The organism is Paenibacillus sedimenti (assembly GCF_014534655.1).
In the GTDB taxonomy this organism is placed as follows: domain Bacteria; phylum Bacillota; class Bacilli; order Paenibacillales; family NBRC-103111; genus Paenibacillus_E; species Paenibacillus_E sedimenti.
The window spans coordinates 1,114,192-1,137,317 of the sequence record NZ_JACVVD010000001.1 but is presented as its reverse complement, the minus strand read 5'-3'; the positions used below and the strand labels follow the sequence as shown (position 1 = coordinate 1,137,317).

25 protein-coding genes and 1 rRNA gene are annotated in these 23,126 nt (G+C 46.2%); 3 read left to right on the top strand and 23 right to left on the bottom strand.

All coding sequences use genetic code 11. From position 1 onward, the window contains the following. The 5 genes from ICC18_RS04565 to ICC18_RS04545 form a co-directional block, all read right to left on the bottom strand. Nucleotides 1–314, bottom strand: a 16S ribosomal RNA gene (locus ICC18_RS04565); the annotation flags it as partial. A 585-nt stretch (nt 315–899) separates the two neighbouring features. Next, complete coding sequence (locus tag ICC18_RS04560; protein WP_188173162.1) at nt 900–1,070, bottom strand: hypothetical protein; 171 nt, start codon at nt 1,068–1,070, stop codon at nt 900–902. Between the two features lie 68 nt (nt 1,071–1,138). Next, nucleotides 1,139–1,621, bottom strand: a complete 483-nt coding sequence (locus tag ICC18_RS04555; protein ID WP_188173161.1) for a hypothetical protein — start codon at nt 1,619–1,621, stop codon at nt 1,139–1,141. A gap of 19 nt (nt 1,622–1,640) precedes the next feature. Then, a complete protein-coding gene (locus ICC18_RS04550) occupies nt 1,641–2,294 on the bottom strand; it encodes a trimeric intracellular cation channel family protein (protein ID WP_188173160.1) in 654 nt (217 codons plus the stop codon). Between the two features lie 18 nt (nt 2,295–2,312). Beyond that, nucleotides 2,313–3,386, bottom strand: coding sequence for a Gfo/Idh/MocA family protein (locus ICC18_RS04545; RefSeq protein ID WP_188173159.1), 1,074 nt, complete (start codon nt 3,384–3,386; stop codon nt 2,313–2,315). A gap of 195 nt (nt 3,387–3,581) precedes the next feature. Here ICC18_RS04545 and ICC18_RS04540 point away from each other — a divergent pair, with 195 nt between their 5' ends. Together ICC18_RS04540 and ICC18_RS04535 are read left to right on the top strand one after the other, a co-directional pair. After that, nucleotides 3,582–3,839 (top strand): hypothetical protein, encoded by a 258-nt coding sequence (locus ICC18_RS04540; protein WP_188173158.1) that lies wholly within the window; start codon nt 3,582–3,584, stop codon nt 3,837–3,839. Between the two features lie 209 nt (nt 3,840–4,048). Continuing rightward, on the top strand, nt 4,049–4,270 hold the full coding sequence (locus ICC18_RS04535; RefSeq protein ID WP_188173157.1) for a hypothetical protein: 222 nt from the start codon (nt 4,049–4,051) through the stop codon (nt 4,268–4,270). Here the strand turns inward: ICC18_RS04535 and kapB are convergent. Genes kapB through ICC18_RS04520 form a run of 3 tightly spaced genes read right to left on the bottom strand, consistent with a single transcriptional unit; the run spans nt 4,267 to nt 5,532 of the window. Then, on the bottom strand, nt 4,267–4,662 hold the full coding sequence (gene kapB / locus ICC18_RS04530; protein ID WP_188173156.1) for a kinase-associated lipoprotein KapB: 396 nt from the start codon (nt 4,660–4,662) through the stop codon (nt 4,267–4,269). The two genes, ICC18_RS04535 and kapB, sit on opposite strands and share 4 nt — an antisense overlap. Before the next feature lie 26 nt (nt 4,663–4,688). Then, a complete protein-coding gene (locus ICC18_RS04525; RefSeq protein WP_188173155.1) occupies nt 4,689–5,009 on the bottom strand; it encodes a thioredoxin family protein in 321 nt (106 codons plus the stop codon). A 1-nt stretch (nt 5,010) separates the two neighbouring features. Further along, a complete protein-coding gene (locus ICC18_RS04520) occupies nt 5,011–5,532 on the bottom strand; it encodes a hypothetical protein (protein ID WP_188173154.1) in 522 nt (173 codons plus the stop codon). Nucleotides 5,533–5,610: 78 nt separating this feature from the next. On the opposite strand from ICC18_RS04520, the gene ICC18_RS04515 reads away from it, so the two are divergent. Next, nucleotides 5,611–5,823 (top strand): hypothetical protein, encoded by a 213-nt coding sequence (locus ICC18_RS04515; RefSeq protein ID WP_188173153.1) that lies wholly within the window; start codon nt 5,611–5,613, stop codon nt 5,821–5,823. 106 nt (nt 5,824–5,929) lie between these two features. Here ICC18_RS04515 and ICC18_RS04510 read toward each other — a convergent pair whose 3' ends face one another. The 15 genes from ICC18_RS04510 to ICC18_RS04440 form a co-directional block, all read right to left on the bottom strand. Further along, on the bottom strand, nt 5,930–7,543 hold the full coding sequence (locus ICC18_RS04510) for an ABC-F family ATP-binding cassette domain-containing protein (RefSeq protein ID WP_188173152.1): 1,614 nt from the start codon (nt 7,541–7,543) through the stop codon (nt 5,930–5,932). A gap of 38 nt (nt 7,544–7,581) precedes the next feature. Beyond that, entirely contained in the window at nt 7,582–9,534 is a 1,953-nt protein-coding gene (locus ICC18_RS04505; protein WP_188173151.1) for an ABC-F family ATP-binding cassette domain-containing protein, read from the bottom strand. Next, a complete protein-coding gene (locus ICC18_RS04500) occupies nt 9,531–10,574 on the bottom strand; it encodes a M42 family metallopeptidase (RefSeq protein WP_223192344.1) in 1,044 nt (347 codons plus the stop codon). The genes ICC18_RS04505 and ICC18_RS04500 overlap by 4 nt, the downstream gene beginning before the upstream one ends. 122 nt (nt 10,575–10,696) lie before the next feature. Then, a complete protein-coding gene (locus tag ICC18_RS04495) occupies nt 10,697–10,987 on the bottom strand; it encodes a Dabb family protein (protein ID WP_188173149.1) in 291 nt (96 codons plus the stop codon). A gap of 13 nt (nt 10,988–11,000) precedes the next feature. Further along, a complete protein-coding gene (locus ICC18_RS04490) occupies nt 11,001–12,557 on the bottom strand; it encodes an ABC-F family ATP-binding cassette domain-containing protein (protein WP_188173148.1) in 1,557 nt (518 codons plus the stop codon). Between the two features lie 85 nt (nt 12,558–12,642). Next, nucleotides 12,643–14,154, bottom strand: coding sequence for a DUF6382 domain-containing protein (locus ICC18_RS04485; RefSeq protein ID WP_223192275.1), 1,512 nt, complete (start codon nt 14,152–14,154; stop codon nt 12,643–12,645). Nucleotides 14,155–14,167: 13 nt separating this feature from the next. Beyond that, nucleotides 14,168–14,677 carry an A24 family peptidase gene (locus ICC18_RS04480; RefSeq protein ID WP_223192274.1) on the bottom strand — a complete coding sequence of 170 codons (510 nt, stop codon included), beginning with the start codon at nt 14,675–14,677 and terminating at the stop codon, nt 14,168–14,170. 45 nt (nt 14,678–14,722) lie between these two features. Continuing rightward, nucleotides 14,723–15,388, bottom strand: coding sequence for a TadE/TadG family type IV pilus assembly protein (locus tag ICC18_RS04475; RefSeq protein WP_188173145.1), 666 nt, complete (start codon nt 15,386–15,388; stop codon nt 14,723–14,725). Nucleotides 15,389–15,406: 18 nt separating this feature from the next. Then, the gene (locus ICC18_RS04470) at nt 15,407–17,683 is read right to left on the bottom strand and encodes a TadE/TadG family type IV pilus assembly protein (RefSeq protein ID WP_188173144.1); all 2,277 of its coding nucleotides are present in this window, start codon (nt 17,681–17,683) and stop codon (nt 15,407–15,409) included. 14 nt (nt 17,684–17,697) lie between these two features. After that, nucleotides 17,698–18,654 carry a TadE family protein gene (locus ICC18_RS04465; protein ID WP_188173143.1) on the bottom strand — a complete coding sequence of 319 codons (957 nt, stop codon included), beginning with the start codon at nt 18,652–18,654 and terminating at the stop codon, nt 17,698–17,700. Between the two features lie 49 nt (nt 18,655–18,703). Continuing rightward, nucleotides 18,704–18,931: a Flp1 family type IVb pilin gene (locus ICC18_RS04460; RefSeq protein WP_188173142.1), complete on the bottom strand. Its 228-nt coding sequence runs from the start codon at nt 18,929–18,931 to the stop codon at nt 18,704–18,706. A 35-nt stretch (nt 18,932–18,966) separates the two neighbouring features. After that, nucleotides 18,967–19,839 carry a type II secretion system F family protein gene (locus ICC18_RS04455; RefSeq protein WP_188173141.1) on the bottom strand — a complete coding sequence of 291 codons (873 nt, stop codon included), beginning with the start codon at nt 19,837–19,839 and terminating at the stop codon, nt 18,967–18,969. A gap of 1 nt (nt 19,840) precedes the next feature. After that, nucleotides 19,841–20,722, bottom strand: a complete 882-nt coding sequence (locus ICC18_RS04450; RefSeq protein WP_188173140.1) for a type II secretion system F family protein — start codon at nt 20,720–20,722, stop codon at nt 19,841–19,843. Then, nucleotides 20,719–21,981: a TadA family conjugal transfer-associated ATPase gene (locus ICC18_RS04445; protein ID WP_188173139.1), complete on the bottom strand. Its 1,263-nt coding sequence runs from the start codon at nt 21,979–21,981 to the stop codon at nt 20,719–20,721. The genes ICC18_RS04450 and ICC18_RS04445 overlap by 4 nt, the downstream gene beginning before the upstream one ends. Further along, nucleotides 21,978–23,099 carry a P-loop NTPase family protein gene (locus ICC18_RS04440; RefSeq protein ID WP_188173138.1) on the bottom strand — a complete coding sequence of 374 codons (1,122 nt, stop codon included), beginning with the start codon at nt 23,097–23,099 and terminating at the stop codon, nt 21,978–21,980. The genes ICC18_RS04445 and ICC18_RS04440 overlap by 4 nt, the downstream gene beginning before the upstream one ends. Between the last annotated feature and the right edge of the window lie 27 nt (nt 23,100–23,126).

Sequence of the window (23,126 nt, the reverse complement as noted above, 5' to 3'; positions counted from 1 at the left end):
GTCCCAGTGTGGCCGTTCACCCTCTCAGGTCGGCTACGCATCGTCGCCTTGGTGAGCCGTTACCTCACCAACTAGCTAATGCGCCGCAGGCCCATCTGTAAGCCACAGGTTGCCCCGTGTTTCATGATTCTCTCATGCGAGAAAACCAGCTATCCGGTCTTAGCTATCGTTTCCGATAGTTATCCCGATCTTACAGGCAGGTTGCCTACGTGTTACTCACCCGTCCGCCGCTATCCCCGAAGGGACCGCTCGACTTGCATGTATTAGGCACGCCGCCAGCGTTCGTCCTGAGCCAGGATCAAACTCTCCAAAAAGGTAAAGGTGAGACTTTGATCTACGATCAAAGATCCCTATAAAGCCTTATTTGAAAGCTGAATAGCTCAATTTCAAAGCTGACCACATTGAAATGTGAATCATCTCGAATCGACTACTCGATTGGCATAAATAACTTCCGCTTAAACGCGGTCGTACATCCATGAATCTTCATCGATCAAGTTATTTCTACGAGATTTTGCAATCTCTTAATTGCGGTCGATTTCTCGACCGTGCTTCTTCACTCGTTGTTCAGTTTTCAAAGAACAATGTTTGCTCGTTTCCGAGACAGGAATAATAATGTACCACATTTTCGTTCTCAATATCAAGTGGTATTTTTCACCATCAATCTCGAAGTTTCTTCTTACTGTTCGTTTCCGAAACAGGAATGATAATGTACCACATTCTCATTCTCAACATCAAGTGGTATCTTTAACCATATCGATCTCACTGTTTCTTTTTCACTGCTCGTATCCGAGGCAGGAACGATAATATAGCATGATCTTATGCTCAACATCAACTTGTATCTCTTCCCAAATGGAATTAGAAAAAGCCTTCATCCGCACGGATGAAGAGCTAAGGTCATACTATTTGTTTTCTTCTTCTTCGGGAAGATCATATTTATTAATATGTGCGGTGATTGCTTCAACAGCTTCATCAACGTCAGTAGTTGCCGGCACTTTTTTCACTATGTCTTCCGTAACATCGTGGAAGTTAAGTCGGTCAGCGTCCTCAGCGGAAAATCGGTTTGTCATCATGAATCCTCCCTCTATTTAAGTTCGTTGCTATCATGTGCTAGGGGGAGGAAACCTATTCATCAACGAAATTAATCTTCTTTATTACGGGATTTGTCCAACTCATCAAGCAGCTTACGGATCGATTCCGGATTGACAGCGCCATTTTCCCGAAACATACGCAATTTCTGCATAATATCAGCTGCAATCGCTTCATCTTTAAAATGCTCATCTTCATGAGCCGGATCAAACCAAATATAGAAGCCCTCTGGCCCATTTCGTAAAAACGGTTTGTTCCAGTTCGCCGGGTACTCGAAAGCCTGCTCACCGAACACAAGGCCAAGCACATCATCGCTATCGATTGGCAGCAAATGGTGAAAAGTTTCCGGTTCCCCTGTATTCGTAAAGTCCCGATGCATATAGGCATAATGGAGGTAGTGCTCGCCAGTTTCCTGGTCTTTGGCTACTTCGTACATCTCCAATTCCGTCTGTCGCAACTCCTTGACGGATATGATTCGAGACTCCAGTGTCTCAGAAGCAATTTTTTGCTGCTGTTGTAAGGATTCTTCCAGCAACTGTAATCCCCCTCTCGTGTTACATATCGGCTCTACGCTTCGAGTTCTCCGCCAACGCATGATTGGAAACTACATTCCTCAAAGAGCGTTTAGGGAGCTTCCATTTATTCACAACGGACAACATTCTTAACACGATAATAAGGACAAAAAGAACCGCCAACTGCCACGTTCCCTGTGCCCAGCCCAGACCAACCAACGCTCCGGCAAGCATACCCCAGACCGCATAAATTTCATCTTTGAGTACAAGAGGCTTGCGCCCTGCCAAAACATCCCGTATCATGCCTCCGCCAATGCCCGTCAGAACAGCGGCCACGATAATTGCGCTTAGCGGGTGGCCCATATTGGTCGCATACAGCGCCCCTTGAATCGAGAACGCAGCCAATCCGATCGCATCAAAAAAGGCTTCCCACGTTTTCCATAACCGGATATAGCGAACGGGCAAGAAAAACACAAGCGTCATGGCAAACAACGCGATTTGGAAGTTCATACCTTGCTCCCAGAGCAGGACGATTGGCTTACCGATTAGCAAATTACGAATAACGCCACCGCCGAAAGCAGTAACAAGACCTAATACATAGACCCCTAGAATATCATATTCCTCTTCCATGGCAACAATAGCTCCACTCACCGCGAAAGCGATCGTTCCGATAATACTAAACAACTCCCAGTTCACTTGCTGCAGCCCCTGTCTCTATATGTCCCAGTTCAGTTGCACTTCTCGTCCAGTTTGCGATGAACGGTAAATCGCGTCCAAGATCAAATTGTTTGTATACCCCGTCATGACCGAAGTAATCGGCTGCGCCCCATCGCGAATGCAAGACAGGAAATGATTTGCCATGCGGATACGCGGCCCTTCGTCTCGATCAGGAATGCTTAACTCGACGTCAGCTTCGCGATCAAATAATTCGGCGAGCAGTTTGCCCTTCGTACCGCGGATGGAAGCTCCCCCCTCGGAGCCGAGAAGCTGAACAAAAGGTTGATTATCGGTATCTACTAACGCTGCCCAGCTTACATCAAGCGATAATGTAGCACCGTTATCCAGCTTAATCAGCGCCGTCGCTAAATCTTCTACATCATAATGACCGTTCCAGTTCGGGGTTCCCCAGGAGCCAATCCCTTTTTTCCTTGGACCGAACTCGGCATATGTTGCTCCATAGACGGATACCGGCTTAGGGTTGCCCATCAAATAAAGCGACAAGTCCAGCATATGAACGCCCAGATCAATAAGCGGGCCACCGCCGGATTTATCCATTTGCGTAAACCAAGTACCCCATCCGGGAATGCCTTTACGCCTTACCCAACCTGCTTTGGCATGATAAATATGCCCGAGAGCGCCTTTTTCTACCTGCTGTTTAACCTGCATCGATAGGGATTCCCAGCGCAGTTGGTGCGGAATCATCAGTACTTTGCCTGCTCTACGCTCGGCTTCCACAATTTGCTTCGCCGATTCCAAGTTTATCGCCATTGGCTTTTCGAGCATAACGTGCTTTCCGGCTTCGAGAGCTTGCACGGCGATAGGCGCATGCCATTCATTTGATACCGCTATGACTACTGCATCTATGGAATCGTCCGCTAGCAGCTTTTCCGTACTCGCGTAAACTTTTTCAATGTTATACTCTTTGGCCCTTGCTTCTGCTAAAGGCAAATAAACATCCGTTACCGCCGCGATTTGCGCTTCCGGAACTTTTTTTAACACTTCCATATGTACATTTCCAATGTTACCGGAACCAATAATTCCAATCCGAACCGGATTATGTGCCGTCATCTAAAATACCCCCACAGCCTGTTAATATTCAATCCTTACTTATTATAAGTCTGGGGTTCCTTCCCCGCAACAGGGAATCGATGATGTTATCTCGGGATCTAGTTAAAATAAGCGATTGTTCCATGTTCCTTGTCCAAACCGCTTCTTTGCTAGTTACATATATTAAATTATCTTAGCTCAAGGAGGTGAACGTCAGTGGAACGCACACTGAAATCGACTAAGAAGGTATCACATACGAATGTAGAATCAATTCGTCGATTAGCCAGAAGACATGTGGGTCGCATCGTCGTCGTCAGAACCGTAGTCGGCACATTCACAGGTTGTTTGCTCAGCGCACATCGTACTTTTCTTAGACTAAGAGTTTTCAACCCTGTAATAGGCCGCTTTGTCATTCTTCGTATCCCTTATGCTCTTATTATTGCAATCGTTCTGTTTCGTTGCAGAAGATCCTAGTCAACAAGGACCATGGAATCAGCCCCTTTGAGGGCTGTTCCTTACATAACCCTCATCGTCCGTTCTTGCAGAATGCGGACAAAATCAATGGAATACATTGATAACACTTATACTTTTTTAATAGCCACCCACAAACATATCTAACATTTGAAATGTATCCTAAAAGCAAGAATCATAAGCGAGTCTATATATTCGAAGGAGGGATGAACATGCAAGCAATATCCATCAAATTCATTAATAAAACGATTCCCGTGCTAAATTATACACATAAGCATTCCCAGATGGATCTGCTGATGAGAAAACTGAAGGAACTTGAGCTTCATTTTGAATTTCGCAAGAAATTAAAAATGATCTCATTAATTGAGATCATTGGCGATGTAGCGATTTTTAAATATAACGACGGCACTAAGCTGTACCTTGAGGTTTCTTAATTTTTGACAGGAAAATATTCTTGTCCAAGAAGTTCAAGCTCCTGCAGAGAGCGTCGGGCCCATGCTTCCATGTCCGACAGCTTACTAATTTGCGCCAAGAGCGCTCTCTTCAGAGATTCTTGATAATCAGGCACAACTCCGGCAAAAGGACGGATGGTCGATATAGGCATTAGTGCAATCTCCTGAAAGGAAAGGGCACGGCGTTGATGAAAGAAGGCAACTGAAGGATCCATCGGATTATGCAAATCCCCTTGCGTCGGGTGCTCTTTCACAGCCAAAATACGGACGGCCGCTTTCATTGAATTGGCAACTTCCACCACTTCCCCATAATAAACCCCAGTTTTATACTCGGCTATAACGTAATCTCCTGCTTGAAATGATCCATTGCTCATTGTATCGAACCTCCGATTTGCAAATATTAGTTTTGTATTAGCGTCAGCAATTGGCGGTAAAGTTCATCCACTGATTGCATCCGGTAAATGAATTGCATGTCTTTCTCGCGCTCTATGATGACTATACACGGTACACTCGTAATTTGCCACGCACGGGCAAGGTTCGGCATGAAATTAATATTACTCTTGAATAGCGGTAAAGTTGGCTGCATCGTTAGAATGATGTCCAGCATGCGCTCGGTCACCTTACATGTTCCACAAAACGGCGTGTACAAAAATACCGCAAATGATTCGGAGTTTTCCAGGTTTAATCTGTCCAGAAGTTCTTGCTTCGACAGCTCCTGCATATTAGCCTCCCCGCTCATCTAACCACGTTAAGCTATCAACCGCGCAATCAATCAACTTCGGAAAATCATCAATATGGCTTTCGTCGATTTTGCGGCCAAACGACAATGTAATTTGATTGTTATAGCAGCTTGGAGACTTCGCGTCAAAAGTAAAAGAAAGCTGTTGTGTTATTTGCGGACGATGATTCCAAATCATTCGCAGCTGCTTCTCGATGACTGGACATTCCAATTCCGGTTGATTGACCTTGGTGAATAGCATTACTTCCAGCGTACAGCCAGGCGAGGCGGCTGGATTTTCCAAAATCTCCGCGGCCAGATCACTCAGATGCACATGCAGGTTTATTTCTGCTTTGCTGGGCCGATACGTTTTTTTGGTGAACTCAATGGCATACGTCCGTGACATCGATGATAGATCGATCAGATCCGCACGCCGGGTAACCAGAATTTCTCCAGCCAGATCCAGGTCATACACAGCACCTTCGAGCACGACCTTCACATTCTCATATATGGTCGGATCAAACACAGGCACACCTTCTTTCATCTTTCCTTTGATTCGATTATACTAAAAGCATATCACGTAAAAAGAAGGTGTTACAATACGATGTCAGACAAGCCTCAAGATCATCTCCCGGAGCAAGAAGGTCCGAAAAAAGTAAGCTTAGCTGATGCGATTAAGCAGAAACTCGCTCAAAAGAAAGCGGACCAAGCCGCTCAAAAAGCGAACCCTAAACACGGTGGACCGGGAAATCAAACGGCTAGAAGCCAAATGACAAAAAAAGTAAACAACCAACGCCGTCGTACCGGCGGCAGTTAGAAAAAGACGAAAAGAGCACCCTGATGAACTTGAGATCAGGGCGCTTTTTTCGTTCATGCTTGCAACTTAGGTACGAACACCCCTAGGCAATTTCGCGCTTGAAAGCTTACGCGTAAAGCGTTTCGCGCTGTTTTTTCACATCATCGCTATCCAGGTACTCGTCGTAAGTAATCATCTTGTCGATGAGACCGTTTGGCGTAATCTCCATTACGCGGTTAGCGATCGTTTGAATGAACTGATGGTCATGGGAGACGAACAGAATTGTACCGTCAAAATCGACCAGACCGTTGTTCAGCGCGGTAATGGACTCCAAGTCCAAGTGGTTAGTCGGCTCATCGAGGATAAGCACGTTGGATCCGCTTAGCATCATTTTAGAGAACATACAGCGTACTTTTTCGCCTCCGGAAAGGACATTTGCTTTTTTCAGAGCCTCTTCACCGGAGAACAGCATACGGCCTAAGAAGCCGCGCAGGAAGGATTCATCCTGATCTTTGGAATACTGACGCAGCCAATCGACCAAGTTCATATCCACGTTGAAGTATTCTTGGCTATCTTTCGGGAAATATGCCTGTGAAGTCGTCACACCCCAAGTGTAGCTGCCTGAGTCCGCTTCCAGCTCGCCCATAATGATTTTGAACAGCGTCGTTTTTGCGATACCGTCTGGGCCGACAAAAGCGACTTTATCTCCTTTATTGATGGTGAAAGTGAGGTTGTTCAGGACTTTCACGCCATCGATTGTTTTTGATAGACCTTCAACAGCGAGCAGTTGCTTACCGGCTTCTCGCTCGGATTTAAAGTTGATGAACGGATATTTGCGGCTCGATGGCTTAATGTCTTCAAGGGTAAGCTTTTCGAGCTGCTTTTTACGGGAAGTCGCTTGTTTCGACTTGGATGCATTCGCGCTGAATCGTGCGATGAACGCTTCCAGCTCTTTACGTTTCTCTTCGGTCTTTTTGTTCGCATCCCGGGCAAGACGAAGCGCCAGTTGACTGGACTCATACCAGAAGTCATAGTTACCGACGTACATTTGGATTTTACCAAAATCGATGTCAGCGATATGCGTACATACTTGGTTCAAGAAGTAGCGATCATGGGATACTACGATAACCGTGCCTTCAAAACGTGCCAAAAAGTTTTCCAACCAACGGATCGATTCCAAGTTCAAATGGTTGGTAGGCTCATCGAGGAGCAGGATATTCGGATTACCGAACAACGCTTGTGCCAGCAATACGCGAACCTTTTCGTTACCGTCTAGATCTTTCATTTTCGTATCATGCAAAGAAGTGGGAATACCAAGACCGATCAAGAGTTCAGCCGCATCGGATTCTGCTTGCCAACCGTCCAAGTCCTGGAACTCGCCTTCCAGTTCAGCCGCTCTCATGCCGTCTTCTTCAGAGAAGTCTGCTTTCGCATAGATCGCATCCTTCTCTTCCATAATTTTATACAAGCGGGCGTGGCCCATGACGACTGTTTTCAGTACTTCAACTTCGTCAAACTCATAATGATTTTGTTTCAAAACCGCCATTCTTTCGCCGGGGGTAATGCTGACTTCGCCTGTGTTCGGCTCGATTTCGCCGGAAAGGATTTTTAGAAAAGTAGATTTCCCTGCGCCGTTCGCGCCGATCAAACCGTAGCAGTTGCCCGGCGTAAATTTAATATTGACGTCTTCGAAAAGCGCTCTTTTGCCGTAACGAAGCGTCACGTTGTTTACATTAATCATTGAGAATACATACCTGCCTTTATATTAGTTTGATTCTATCATAACTTATTTCGTTCTATTTCTTCTACAAGTTCTGATAAATAAGTCCAACGCTCCATCGCTGTTTCCAGCTCGGCAGTCGTCTTCTGCTCTTCTTCGTACAAATCCCGAACGCGGTCAAAATCGCTCCCGGCCGCTTCGATCTGCTGCTTCAAACTCGCTGCTTTATCTTCAAGCGTTGCAATGGTGTTCTCAATTTCGTCCCATTCTTTTTGTTCTTTAAAGGTAAGTTTTTTTGGGCGAGTGCTGCTGCCTGTGGCGGTTGTTGCCGGGCTCGCCGTTTGATCGCTGCCGGATTTGGCAGTCGCAGCATGCTTCATGCTTTCCTTGCGCGCTTGCTCCGCCTCTTCCTCCTGGCGCTTCTCCTCCAAATAATCGGAGTAGTTCCCTATGAACGGTTCAATCCGTCCATTACCTTCAAAGGCAAACAAATGCGTACACGTCCGGTCCAAAAAGTACCGGTCATGCGAAACCGTGATGACTGCGCCTGGGAAATGCTCCAAATAGTCTTCCAGGATCGTTAACGTCTGGATGTCCAAATCGTTCGTCGGCTCGTCAAGAAGGAGCACGTTAGGCTCACCCATAAGTGTGCGCAGCAGGTAAAGTCTGCGCTTCTCACCGCCGGACAGCTTGCCGATCGGCGTCCACTGTAGCGTTGGTGAGAAGAGGAATCGCTCCAGCATCTGCGCAGCCGAGATCGACTCGCCATCGGAAGTGCGGATGACCTCCGCCGCTTCCTTGACGTACTCGATGACGCGCATCTTTTCATCCATCTCGACGTTCTCTTGCGTATAGTAGGCCAGTTTGACGGTCTTGCCGGTCTCGATTGTGCCGCTGTCGGGCTGTATGCGCCCGGCGAGCATGTTTAGCAGCGTCGATTTGCCGCTGCCGTTCGGACCGATGATTCCGAGACGATCGTTCGGCATCACGATATAACTGAAGCCGCTAATGAGCGGCTTCCCGCTCGTGAAGGCTTTGGTGACGGATTCCAACTCCATCACCTTCTTGCCAAGGCGGCTGCCGGCCAGCGCCATGTCGAGCTTATCAGCGGGACCGTCGACCTTGCGGTCCCGCAGCTCCTCGGCGCGCTGCACGCGCGCCTTCTGTTTCGTCGTGCGCGCCTTCGCGCCGCGACGGAGCCAAGCGAGCTCGCGGCGCAGCAGGTTCTGCCGCTTGTCTTCGCTGGCGGCTTCGGATTCCATCCGCTCCGCCTTCTTCTCGAGGTACGCCTCGTAGTTACCCTCGTAGCTATAGATCTTGCCCCGGTCCAGCTCCAGAATGCGGTTCGTCACCCGCTCCAGGAAGTACCGGTCATGGGTAACGAGCAGCAAAGCGCCGCGCCACTTGCTGAGGAACTCCTCGAGCCAGATGGCTGTCTCGTTGTCGATATGGTTCGTCGGCTCATCGAGGATGAGCAGATCGGCGGGCTGGATCAATACGCGTGCCATCGCCACGCGTTTGCGCTGGCCGCCGGACAGCTGGCCGACGGGCTTGTCGAAGTCGCTGATGCCGAGGCGCGTCAGCACGGTTTTAGCAACGGTGCCGGCTTCCCAGGCACCTTGCTCCTCCATGCGCTGCTGGGCTTTGAACAGCCGCGCTTGCTTCTGCTCGCTGGAGGCGTCCAGCTCCAGCTCGGCGAGAGCACGCTCATAGTCGCGAAGCGTCTGCATGAGCGGCGTGTCGCCGTGGAATACCTGCTCAAGGACCGTGGAGTTCGGATCGAACTCCGGGTTCTGCGGCAGGTATTCCACCCGAAAATGGTTCGCGTGCACAAGCTTGCCGCGATCCGCTGTTTCAAGTCCCGCCAGCAGTTTCAGCAGCGTGGACTTGCCTGTTCCGTTCACGCCTATGAGACCGATGCGCTGCTTCTCGTTCACCGTGAACGAAATGTCATCGAACAGCACTTTCTCGCCATATGTTTTCGTTATATTCAGTGCACTTAATATATTCATGCTTGAGCGGGCTCCAAGATATAGGCTGCGAGCAGCGCAGCTGTATTCACTACAGCATCCATATGCGTTCTCTCCATACTGTGTGACGCATGAACGCCCGGTCCCACCAGCGCAGCGCGAATGTCGCGACCGCCTCTTAAAGCAGCCGAAGCGTCTGACCCGTAACGCGGATAAATATCCACCGCGTAGCCGATTTCCAACTTCTGAGCCAATTCAACCATTTTCGAAGTCATGTGATAGTCATATGGACCTGAAGAGTCCTTTGCACAGATGGAAACATCCCGCTCGCTGCCGCTTAGATCGTCGCCGAGCGCGCCCATGTCAACGGCGATCAACTCTGTAATGTCTTCCGGAATGAAAGCAGAGCCATGACCGACCTCTTCGTAATTCGAGAAGAACAGCTTGATTGCGTAAGCTGGCTTCAATCCCTCTTCTTTGATCAATTTCAATAGACCAAACAACGAAGCGACGCTTGCTTTATCATCCAGATGACGCGATTTTACTAATCCATTTTCTTTGATCTGTACACGCGGATCGAAGGAAATGTAATCTCCAACGCGAATGCCCAAAGCTTCGACATCCTTCTTTGTCTTCACAAGCTCATCAATTCTTACTTCCATGTTGGCTTCATCACGCTTAAAATCTCTAGCATCTTCATAAACATGCACAGATGGACGTGATGTCAGAATCGTGCCATCGTAAACGCGTTCATCGCGAGTGTGAATTTGTACATATTCATTTTCGATCGCGCCCATCATGAAACCGCCAAGGTAGGTCATTTTAAGCGTGCCGTTTTCTTTAATAGAGCGAACCATTGCACCTAGGGTATCAACATGTGCAGAAATGCCGATTACCCGATCATCTCGCTCGCCGGGAATTGTCACAATACCGCAACCTTTATTCGTATATGTAAGCTCGTAACCGAGCTTATTAACTTCTGTTTGTACCTTCCGCATAATATGATGCGTATAACCTGTCGGGCTTGGCGTACGCAGCAGCATTTCGAGTATTTCCGTCATATAAGCTTGATTCAGCTTCATTTTCAAACGGGATTCCTCCCTTATCATAGTATAAGTGCTTTTTAAACTTCTTCTTTAACATGCAAAAACAGTGCAGCCTCTTCTAAGGATACTACACTGTTTTCAACCGTTTTTCAAACGGATTAGCTTTCAAAATCAACACAAACCGAGGTTCCGTCCAAAACGGATTTCATATGAAGCTTCACTTCTTCATGAAGCGGATGCGTGTCATACGCCCTTAAGTCTTCCAGTGAATCAAATCTAGTAATTAATGCGATATCATATGAGCGATCCGAATGCAGAACATCGGTGCCAATCTCAATGTGCTTCAGAACCGGAATTTTCCCCTCCATGTTCGTCAAAACTTGCTTGGTGGCTTGTACCGATTCCGGACTCCGATCTTTAAGCTTAAATAACACGACATGCGTCAACATGATTCATATCCCCCTATTTCGCTACTTTAGAAGACCATTCCTCAACATCCCATACCCTTGTTACCCAGCCTTCATAAAACTCCGGTTCATGGCAAACGAGCATTACGGTTCCTTTGTATTCTTTCAAAGCGCGCTGCAGTTCTTCTTTGGCGACCACATCCAGATGGTTTGTCGGCTCGTCAAACAGAAGCCAATTACTTTCTTTCATAAGCAGCTTGCAAAGACGCACCTTGGCTTGCTCTCCCCCGCTGAGCATGTTCATCGGACGAGTGATGTGTTCATTTTTTAGACCGCAGCGCGCCAAAGCCGCTCTTACTTCATGTTGGTTCAAGGAAGAGAATTCATTCCACACGTCATCGATCGGTGTGATGCCCGCCGCTTTTACTTCCTGCTCGAAGTATGCCGGGGATAAGTAATCGCCACGGTACGTTTTACCGCTATAGGGATCGATTTTGCCAAGAATCGTTTTGAGCAAGGTTGATTTGCCTACTCCGTTGCATCCTACAATTGCGATCTTTTCGCCACGTTCAATGGACACGTTCATTGTGGGCAGCAGCGGTCGGTCATAGCCTATCTCCATATTTTCCGCTTCGAAAACGATTCTACCGCTCGCTCTGGATTCCTTGAACACGAAAGTTGGCTTCGCTGCCGTCTCAGGACGGTCAATGCGCTCAATTTTCTCCAGCTGCTTCTGACGGCTCTTCGCGCGACTCGAAGTCGAATATCGGGCTTTATTTCGTTGAATAAAGTCTTCCTGCTGCTTGATGTATTCCTGCTGCTTCTCGTAGGCTTCGATATGCTGGCTCTTATTGAGTTCCGCCATATCGAGGAACTTCTCATAGTTCGCCGTATAACGGTTCAGCTTTGTGAATTCCAAATGATACACAACGTTAACAACTTCATTCATGAATTCAGTGTCATGGGAAATGAGCATGAATGCGAATGGATATTCTTTGAGGTAGTTTTTTAACCACTCGATATGTTCGACATCCAAATAATTCGTCGGCTCGTCCAGAAGCAAAACGGTCGGCTTTTCCAGCAGCAGCTTAGCCAAAAGAACTTTCGTCCGTTGCCCGCCGCTTAACGCGGAAACGTCACGATCAAGTCCGATTGCGTTCAGACCGAGGCCGTTAGCCATCTCTTCGACTTTGACATCCAGCAAATAAAAACCGCTAGCTTCGAGGCGCTCTTGAATTTCACCCATTTCTTCGAGCAAAACTTCAAGCTCTTCCGGTGAGGCATCGCTCATTTTCTCCGTAATGGCCATCATGTCTTTTTCCTGCTCATAAAGTGGCAGGTAAGCATCGCGAAGCACATCGCGAATCGTTTTACCGGGTGTCAAAACAGTATGCTGATCCAAGTAACCGTAATGAACACGCGGCGTCCACTCCACTTTACCCGTATCCTTAAGCAGCTTGCCTGTTAATATATTCATTAACGTGGACTTGCCCACGCCATTCGCTCCAACCAATCCGACACGCTCGCCGGCGAGCAGGCGGAATGAAACATTTTTAAATAAAGTGCGATCCCCAAAACTGTGGCTTAAATCTTCAACTGTCAAAAGACTCATATCGTAAACCCGAACTCCTGTCTGTTACAAGCTGTAACGATTTATTATAACATTGTAAGCAATAGACAGGAAACTTCTTTCTTATTTAACCTACCCGAAAAGTCATTTCCGATCGGATTATTCGAATCACATCACCTTCCTGCAGCGGATAAGCTTGATAAGAAACAAGTGCCTCTCCATTCAAAAAAGTTCCGTTCGTCGAACCTAAGTCTTTAATGCCAAAGTTGTCTCCATCTTTAAATATTTCTGCGTGTAGTCTGGAAATACCCGATTCATCCAGAACGAAATCAACCTTCACCTCGGCATCGCCCCTGCCAATTAGAAAACTATTGTTCTCCAAAGCAAAGGTTTGATTGCCCCCATCCCTCTGTACTACTAGTCTGGCTCCTTGCATCTGTTTCAACTTACTACCTAAGAATACAGTTATATTCGGTTTTGAATTGCCCAGTAAAGTTGTATGCATGTGGAGGTTCTGATAATGTTCTTGTATATTTTGCGGATTGAAACGTTGTGGCTCAACCCATTTATTTTCAACATGCTGTTCTCCAGCAGAATATAACGGGGAGCTTTTTACTGCATGATACCAAAGAACTCCTTTGAACTTCATCACAAACCATATATCTGCGAAAAGGAATGTCAATCCCAAAGTGATACGGAGCGATGCTGTTGAAGGATATGTCAAATAATTTTGCCATAAGAAAGCAGTTGACAGTAAAAAAACAACTAACATAATGATCTGTGTTCGGTGTGAGATCTTAAAAAAAGAAAAAGCGCCGCGTACGGTTAAATTTTTGCCTTCCTCCTCCGAAATTCCACCCCTAAAAAATACGACATCTTCATTTCTACTCCAAAGAGGTTTAGGTAAGCTGCTCTCCTGCTCAGAAAATACTACTTTCTGCATTTCTTTTGGCAAAACTTTTGGCACTTCTGGAACTTCTGACAGCATTTCCAAATTTGATTCAATTGATGGTTCATATCGGCTGTCTGTTAGCTTTGCTGATACAAGTTTGTTAATAGCTATATCATCCATCAAAGTTAGCAGCTTCTGTTTATATTCCGACAAATTCCGATTCTGCGAAAGCGACTCCATCCATGATATGAATGTACGCTTATCATCTTCCTTCACTTTGTCGGCAAGGTGCATCTTTAACGATTCTAATGAATCCAGAACTGATATTTCTTCATACTCGTGATGCAGAGGCACATAAGTCAGATAGACATCAGACCAATCCGTACCGATGAAAATAAAATTATCTTTCAATACATATCCATTCTCATGAAGCATATAATTTCTGCTTTCTTCCAACGTGCAAACAATAGCGTAGAGGATTTTAACAAAATGATGTTTCGAAAAACTCTCCACTTTTAGCACATGGGCGAGCATACGCTTAGAGGATAAGTTGTAAAGCAAGCTGATACGAAAGTCTACCTCCTTAACCTCCAGCGGCAACAGATTGGGTATTGGGTTCGCTTCCAACATGCGCAATTGCAGTCCGGAAAGCTCGTCTTGAGAAATTCCTTCTTCTTTGTATAGCTCCATATAATGACCATGCCGGTATACAAAATCGTAGCGAAGTCCGAAGATTTCCTGGTTCAATGCTCCACCTCTTTCATACAAAAGCTTCATGCCATGCCAACATGACCGCCGGTACCACGGCATACATGAATGGGAACTTCATATTATTTTGCCGCTTCATACTTAGCAGAGTCTCCTTATCTCCAAATGCGACAATAGAAATAACCCAGTTTGCGAGCTTATTCCCGGTTGCCGCCACTTGCTTACGAACAAATAGAAGACATAGACCGATCACTCCGGCAAACAAAATCGCGTAAATCATGCACTGAATGACAAATGTGAACCCCATCAGAGCACCGATCGATGCAAACAGCTTTACATCGCCTGCTCCAAGAGCCCCAAATACATACAACAGTATTAGTCCTACAAATCCTGTTACTGCCCCTAAAGTAGCAAATGCTAAACCATCCCAGCCTTGATTTAAACAATGAAATAACACCCCAACTAACGTTCCAGCTAACGTAAGTACATTAGGAATTACAGACTTACGAGCATCCGTGATAAATGCGATACCGACAAAAACGAAAAAAATCAAATGAATCAATAGAATCCTCCTAGGAATCATTTGCTTGCTTGTTTGTTCTACAGGCTAGGCGCCTACCCATGCTCGTTCAATTGCTTTCTTCTTCAAGATGATCGTTTTGCTGAGAAATGGCAGCGGGAGCTTGTATTCAATTTGAGCTTCGATTCCAAAATAGGCACTTCCACCGGGCTCCATGCTGGGCAGCGTAACTGAAGTTACTTTGAATTGATCCTTCTGAATCAAGGAGCTGTCGCAAAAAGCAAACGCGATGGGTGTGAATGCCGTGTTGATTCGCGGCTTCACCTGTTGAACGTAAATTTGATCCATCTCTTCCTGAGTTTTGCCCTCTCCCTGAACGCGTTTTTCCTTTTCCCATTTGACCAACTCTAATAGCGAATCCGGAATGTAAGCTGCATATTCATCGGCTAAATCTTCAGCACCAATTACCTTGTCTCTGGCTGTCTTGACATGATCAATTGCCGAGTTGATCATTGCAGCCGCCTGACTTTGGTCATAACGGGACTTGGCTTCTTGTACGAGCAATCGTACAGGGTACAGCTGTCCTGCTACCGACTTGGTTGCCTCTGAAACACCAGCTTGCAGTGCCATTTCCATGACGGCAACTTGGATGAACAGGATGAGTCCTACTACAAATGCGAGAAAAAAAGGCAGCAGTAATGAAGCTTCCAAAACTATGCCCCCATGCTGCTCTCTACGAAATTTAATTAGCATGTACCCTCCCCTTTTCGTTTAATAGGATACTGCGGCCGTACTTGCAAATTGACACCGATTTCCCTGCACTTTACAACCAAGCAGCCCTGATCCTTCCATCAGCTTCATCATCTGGGGAATGAACCAAAGTCTCATACTGCTTGCCGCTGATCCTTGAATGTAGGTAGTTTCTTGAATGAGGTCTTTCCCCGTTTGTAACTCAATTAGGGCCTGCATTCGCGCCATTAACTTGGTGTTATTGCTATGCATGAGCAGAAAAATGCGTAAATAATCTTTATACGTCAAGCTCAACGCTGAAGAGGTTATTTTGGCAGACAACTCTACTGACTCCCCTTTGATAAGCTTATTCATATCTTGAAATGCTTCAAATGCTCCTTCTGCGGCAGCTGCCAATAACACGAGCAGCGGAGAACCTATGTTAAGCAGCTCTTTTTTCGGATCGAGCAGCGCTTCCACTGTCCGGATCGCCATTCGAAAAGAAAACATTTCAGCGTAAGCCGATGTAATATTCGCCGCGCATGAGGAAAAGCCATAAAGCAAATATTCGACCTCTTGATTCGCTAAAGCATGCGAGCTAGGATCGACAAGCTCGTTCGAGGTTTTCAGCTGTCCCGATGGATCCTTTTCTAAGCCGTAAGTACGGTAATTAAATTTTGTTAATGCAAATTCATTCACGTAGAGCTCATTACGAAGCGATGCAGCCGCTTGATTAAAAGCATCCAGCATGCTCATGGCATGAAGACTAACTGGCTCCGATTTTTCTAAATCGAAGGCCACCTCGCTGCCAATGACAGATTCCTGAGCATTTGCTTCGCGATACTTTTGATAGTAGCCCTTGTTGCCACCCGTCCGCCCTTCGCCCTGTAATCGAGTATACAACTCATTTTCTCCACTCCGCTCCCCCGTCACGCTGCATGCGCCGATGGATTGCTTTGCCTGATCCAGTACAGTTTGAATTTTATTTTTCTGTTCGCGCTTGTTTGTAGTAATCGCTTCGTTCTTGTCCATTCTCACTTTCTCCAGGGCACTTTGTTTAGCATAAAACTCATTGGATCTAGTCCAGTAAACACCATTCGCACCATTGGCCTTGAGTGTGTTTTCAGCTGTATACAGATAGACGGAATCAACGATTTCTTGAAAAGCGCTGAACAGTGCGGAAATGCTTGCAATGGAGGTCTGGTAATTATAGAAATAATCATCCCCGTAGACGATTACACTTTGAAAAGCATCATTAGCCTTAGACGGATTACTGCCAGAGCTCTGATGAATGCCATTCAGCTTTTCACGAACTTCATTATTTTTCAGCTTCGCATTCCTTAATGCTGATTCGATGGTTTGCTGTAAATCTCGCATAACGTTTCCATTGGCTGATACCTCCAGTTTCGTTGCTGCAATCAGTGCCGCGTACTTGATCAAAAGCTCCAGCAATCTTTCGAGTTCATTTTGCTTTTGCATGAGTTCCTGAGCCTGCGCTTCTAATGCTCGTCTGGACTCCACAATCGATTGAATGCCGGCTGCTCCCTGTGCTCCGGCTTGGCTTAGAGAAGCGATCGTCATATTCAGATTTGTTATCGATTCTCGAACTGATTGCAACTGATTCTTTACATTCGTCAAATTGATTCTTACTTCATCAATTGTATGAATTCCGATTTGCGCCGCTAAATCATCCAATTCAGCAATCCGGGCTGTATAGTACATATGGTAGGCTGAAGTTCTCGTATGCAGCTCCTCGCTGCTTTCCCATGTCTCATCTAACTCATTTTCCCTCTGATCTAACAGTTTATCTAGTTCTGCAGCTTCCTTTGAAAACTGGGATCCCTGTTGGAAGGGAACCGTCGTACCGCTTTTTCGGAACTTGTCCGTTATTTCAAGCGTGAATTCAATAGGCGCCTTAATTTTCATATCCTCTAATACCTGGCGTTCAAAAATTACATGACTGGCCAACGAATAAACAGGTGTTACACGCACGTCTTTATCCACAGGTTTGGTGTCTATGTAATGAAATCCGCCTGATGATACATCGCCGGACAGGTTTTTCGCAAACACCTCACGAAACATACGCTCAGCATCTTCTTGCTTCACACCAAGACCATATAAGCCCATCGCTTGGAGTTCCGGATCGTAGGCTGACATCACAGAACGAGCTGCAGCCTTGACGGCTGATTCATTTTCTCTCTCTGCGAGTTTGACCCTTGCGAAATCAATCAATACGGCTTGGAATAAAAATATGGGTACAATGATCAAAATCAGATACACCGATACCGCGCCTTTTTCAGAGCGAATAAATGATAGCATAAATACCCCGCTGATTAATTATGAATGACAACAACAATTCCTTTCCGTTCAAGCTCCTTGCGAAATTTATCAGAGGGGACCTGCCTGCCCCCCACCTCTTTTTTGAAAAAATGCCATACGACTCCCTTCACCTGAGTACCTTGTTCGAGCAGCTCCGTATCTTTCGGCATCTGTTCCTCACGAAGCTGAGTTTCCGTTACATTGTAAAAAGCTTGATGGGCAACTCTATGTGCGTCGAGAGCGTCAACTGTCCTGCTTTTACCAGAAGTGGTTGATAATACAACCTCACTGCCCCCAACAAGAGATTTTAAGTATGAAGCCGCTTGTCGCTCGGTTTTAATCGTTCTACCAGGACCTGCAAGCTGATCTTGCGTTGGTTCTGCAAGTGCATCTCTTGCCTTTTGAGGCGATATTCTCCCTTTGATCGCTTTGATGTAGGTACGGGTAATGTCCGTGAGACGGATTAGCTCAACCGGTTCCACAACATGGGAAGTTGCCCGACCCTGGGCCCGCTGCGGATCAAACCATTTTCTTATGAAGGGAGGCATTAAGAAAGGCTTGTTAATTTGGATTTCGATTCTGTGATCCAGGATATAGTTCGAGTACTTAGCCGTCCCTGTCATACCCTTAGGTAACGTGGCGGACGAATTAGCAAGCTTTTTCTCTACTTGACCGCTATTTCCAGTATTAGAAGAAGGAATTGCTACTTCCGAAGAATCACGCGAAAACAACTTGCCGAACAGATCAGTCACGCTATTCTGCGTCAGCCGCCAGTATAAACCATCTGTTTCACTGGGATTAAAGTTGCCGGTTACAAGATCCTTGTGACTGTTATCCCACGTGAAAGCGAGTCTCTCCGCGGTTGTTTGCGCCACTTGATGGACAAAAACCTTTTGATACACATACATGCCGACAAACAGCAGCGTAACTGTGCACAGCAGGATTATTGGAAATACAAGGGAAGCTTCCAACGTAAAGCTCCCTTGCTCGCTTTTCCTCAGGTTTTGGAAGCACAAACGATTAAGGTGCACAGCTTGTTGTCGGACCCGGCACGCATGGCGTTACAGTGCTGTTGTCCTTGAGATCCGTATTGGCATCTCCAATTAATTTTTGGAACCATGAGACGATCCACTTTCTGAATATGATCGCTATTGCAACAAGAACGGCCACAATCAATAAAATTTCCAAAGTCCCAAGACCCTCTTCGTCTTTCCAAAATGCTTTCATCCATTCAAGCGTTTTTTTCATTTTATATTCCTCCTTAAAGTTGCTTACTCATAAGTTTATTGTTTCATCATAAGTAAAGCCGGAGCGGCAACGATAACCATCACCACCACGAAAATGAGCACCATTGGGAACACCAGCTTGGACGAAGCTTCTTCGCCAAGTATTCGAGAAACGGATTTTCGTCTTTGCCATAGCTCTAATGAGAGTGCCTGTAAGGCCACTACAAAATCGCTGCCTCCACGCTTGTAGTTCAGCAATAGAGTCGATGTAAACAGCGACACCTCATGCAGCGCACAGCGTTTACTGAAATCTTCCATGACTTTCGTAAATGAAGCATTCATCTCCAGCTCGTGAACCGCTTGGGCCAACTCCTTAAATAATGGTGTCTGGCCTTTGTGCTTTCGTGCTTCGACACAGCGAATCCAAGCACGGTTAACGGTCTCACCGGCGTTCACGAGAAGTACGATCGTATTAAGCACTTCAGGCAGCTCAAGAATCATATGCTGCTGCTTTTTACGTATTTTGGTATCCAGATCCCGCACCATGAGCATTGGTACTAGAAGAGAAGCAATCATACCAAATCCAACTATGGTTCCATCACCTCCTGCAAGAGCTGATAATAATGTAAAGATGAGCACGCAAGCTGTTGAAGCTGAAATGAGTTCTGCGAAGAACATTTTGCTGCCGTGCGAGGCGAAACTTCTCCCATAGAGCGTAAGCAGTTTATGATGTACTTTCGCTGTAAAATCAGGAAATTTCTCCATCAGCTGCAGCTGATCTACGATCAAGTAGCTTGCGGGCAGCAGCCATTTGATCTGAAACGGATACGGATTCTCTCGGAAAAAGCCGCCATTACGTTTACGGCCAAACAGCAGCATGAACAGACAAACAATGATTTCAGCGATGAATATAACCGTGATCCACATCATGCTACACCTTGATATTCATAATTTTTTGAGTGAGCCCATAACACGCAGCCAAAAGCAGCAAACTCGCAGTCATAATGAGTACACCGCTGCCTGTGTAGAGAGGGTCCATGTATTCCGGCGAAGTAAAGGCAAGTATAGCTACAATCACAATAGGTGCGAAAAGCAGTACTCTTGATTCAAATCGTTTCTGTGCAATCATGACAGCAATATCCTGTGTGATTTCAAGCTTTTCCCCTATAACGCCGGCGGTTCGCTTCATCACTTCAACCAAATTGCCGCCAGTACGCTTACATGTAAGGAAAACATCCGTAAAGCTGCTGACGTCTTCCAAATGACTGCGGTCGGCAAAGTTTTTCAACGCTGCCTCAATCGGCTCGCCGTTCTCCACCCTTCTGCAAATGATGCCGAACTCAACGACGATCAAGCAGTTCGGGTCTGGATAGAGCATCTTCATATCCTCCAATGCTTCGCGGAATGCAGTTTCGATCGATTTCCCTGCTATCATGGATGAAGATAAACAGCTAAGCGCTTGCTTGAACTGCACATGAAGCTTGTTCTTACGCAATAGAATCAATTGTTTTCTTCGGATACGCGGGAAAAGTAAGCCTACAGCCCCAAAAGCCAGTGCCAGGAAGATACTTTTATAGAACACATAACCTACACCAACAGCTGGTAAAGCAAGCATTACAATAGCCGTAATCCTTTCTTTGGTTGTAAGCCGATAATCATCGTAGTCCACAAGTGTATGCGATTGCGCAAACGTTTGTTCTCCACCCTCTGGCCCCGATACCTGATTTCCCCCTGTACCTCTTCTCCGCTCCAGTTGCAAAAGAAGAAACCAACTGCAAACGCCAACTAAGAGTACAATCAGCACAAGAGTCATTTGCTTGCACCTTCCTCCTCAGCGATTCTAAACCAAGCCGGAAGTTGCTTACCGGCCATCCGTATTTTGTGCATGTTACGCAGCCTATTGCCTGTATGAACAAGATTCCCGATTACTTTCCGATCATCCGTTTCACCTGCTTCCTCGAACATGAAAAGCGGATTCAGCTGTACCTCTCCATTCACAACACCCAGCACTTCATGAATTTCCGTGACTTTGCGAGTACGGTCGCGAATTCTACTGAGATGGATCATAATATCAAGCGCTGAAGCAATTTGTTTACGGATAACTTCTACAGGAAGGGCAGCTCCGCTAAGAACCATAGTTTCAAGCCGACTGAGCATATCAGCGGATGAGTTGGCGTGCCCGGTGCTAAGCGAACCGTCGTGGCCCGTATTCATAGCCTGCAGCATATCAAGCGCTTCCGCCCCACGAACTTCACCAACAATGATGCGATTTGGCCGCATGCGCAGCGAAGTACGTATGAGATCGCGAATCGTGATCTCGCCTTTGCCTTCCGTATTAGCATTTCGGGTTTCCATCCGGACTATATTCGGTACGGTCTGGATCTGCAGCTCGGCTGAATCTTCAATCGTAATGATTCTTTCGTCAGAAGGGATGCAAGTACTTAAAGCATTCAAAAATGTCGTCTTTCCTGAGCCGGTTCCTCCGCCAATGAATACATTAAAGCCGGATTCAACCATCGTTTGCAGCAACTCTGCAACTTCCTCCGAGATGCTGCCCATTCGGATTAAATCCTTCATGAGCAGCGGCTTCTCCGGAAATTTACGAATCGTAATTGTCGGACCGCTGAGCGACGCTGGAGGGAGTACGACGTTAACCCGTGAGCCATCTTTGAGCCGCGCATCGACGATGGGCGAGCCCTGGTTCACAATACGGTTGACTTTAGCAACAATCGTCTGAATCAGGTCTTCCAGCTTCTCCTCGCTTTCAAATGAATATGGATATCGCTCCACAGCCCCTTTTTGCTCAATAAAAATATGTTCGTACCCGTTCACCATAATCTCCGTTACCGACGGATCATCCAACAACGGCTGAAGCACATCGAGCCCTCGGAATGAGTTGAATAATCGCTTCACGCCTTCATACATCTCACACGACGTCCATGTTTGATCCGCAGAAATGGAAAATACAACTTCTTCGATCAGCTCCATCAACTGCGCATCACTCACAGCGTTCGATAAGTCCAGCCTCTCCTTGATTTGCTGCTTCAAATCGAGAAACAAGGCCTGGTTCATGAAGCTGCAGCTCCTTTTTCATTCAAATCAAAGGTCAAGGGTCCTGAAATGCAAGCGTGAAACATGTCATAAACCTGTTCGGAAAACAAAGCAGATTGCCATACTTGCTCGGGTGTATGTAAACTTTTCCACTCAGGAATGTAGGGAAGATGACCTTTCACAATGTTATTTCCTAGGACAGATAAATCATTCAAATGCTTGCCTGTATATCTATTAATTACAAAATGCAATTGCTGTAGTGAACCTATTTGCTTGTACAACGCTTGTGTTTTAAACATATCACTCAAATCATCCAGTAAGAGCCATAGGATATGATCACTTAACTCTAGCGCTTTAAGGATTCTTGGATGAACAGACGCCTCTAAATCCACAATGATAAAGTCATACTGATCCAGTGCAGTGAGCGCCTCAATTAAAAGGCGAACAGCATCGCCGGTCATCTCCTGCATTTCCCGAATTTGATCTTTCGGTGCCATGTAATCGATCCGAAGGCGTTGATCGCAAGATTTGAGAAGCTCCAGCTTAGGTCCGAGCAGTTCCGGTGTACTTTTCAAATAATATAAAATGTGCGAAAAACGAGCTAAATCTCCCTGCAGCCACAATGAAGCCGAGCTAACTGTCTCCAGACTTAAGTAAAAAACGCGTTCGCCCCGGAATGATAGCTGCTTCGCCAAATGAATAGCGGTTATGGACTTACCGCTGTTTCCGGCACTGCTGTAGATAGATAGCACCTGCGTACTTCTCGATCCGTGAGCCGTACCTGTTTTCTGCTTCTCCCAATAAAAAGCCACTAATCGGGAAAGCAGTTGATGCAGAGACTGGTAACGGTACAAGAATGGAACTTTCGCCTCCGCATCGCTGGAGCTGGCAATTGTTTCGCTTAATATAATTTTGATTAATGAAGTACAACGGTTCATTAGCTGCGGGAAATAAGCTTCCGACATTAACAAAATCCCTTCGCATTGCGGCCTATCAAGCAGCTCCATCACGAATTCCAGCTTCGTAAAAAGCTTCACATGAAGTTTCTCTGCGAACTCCGAGTTGCGAATGAAAGCAGCCAACCGTTCCACATATACGGAGTCATCGTCCAGCACAAAAAGCTGAATTTTACCCATCATATCCTCCTTCGCTAGTAAAGAAAATTC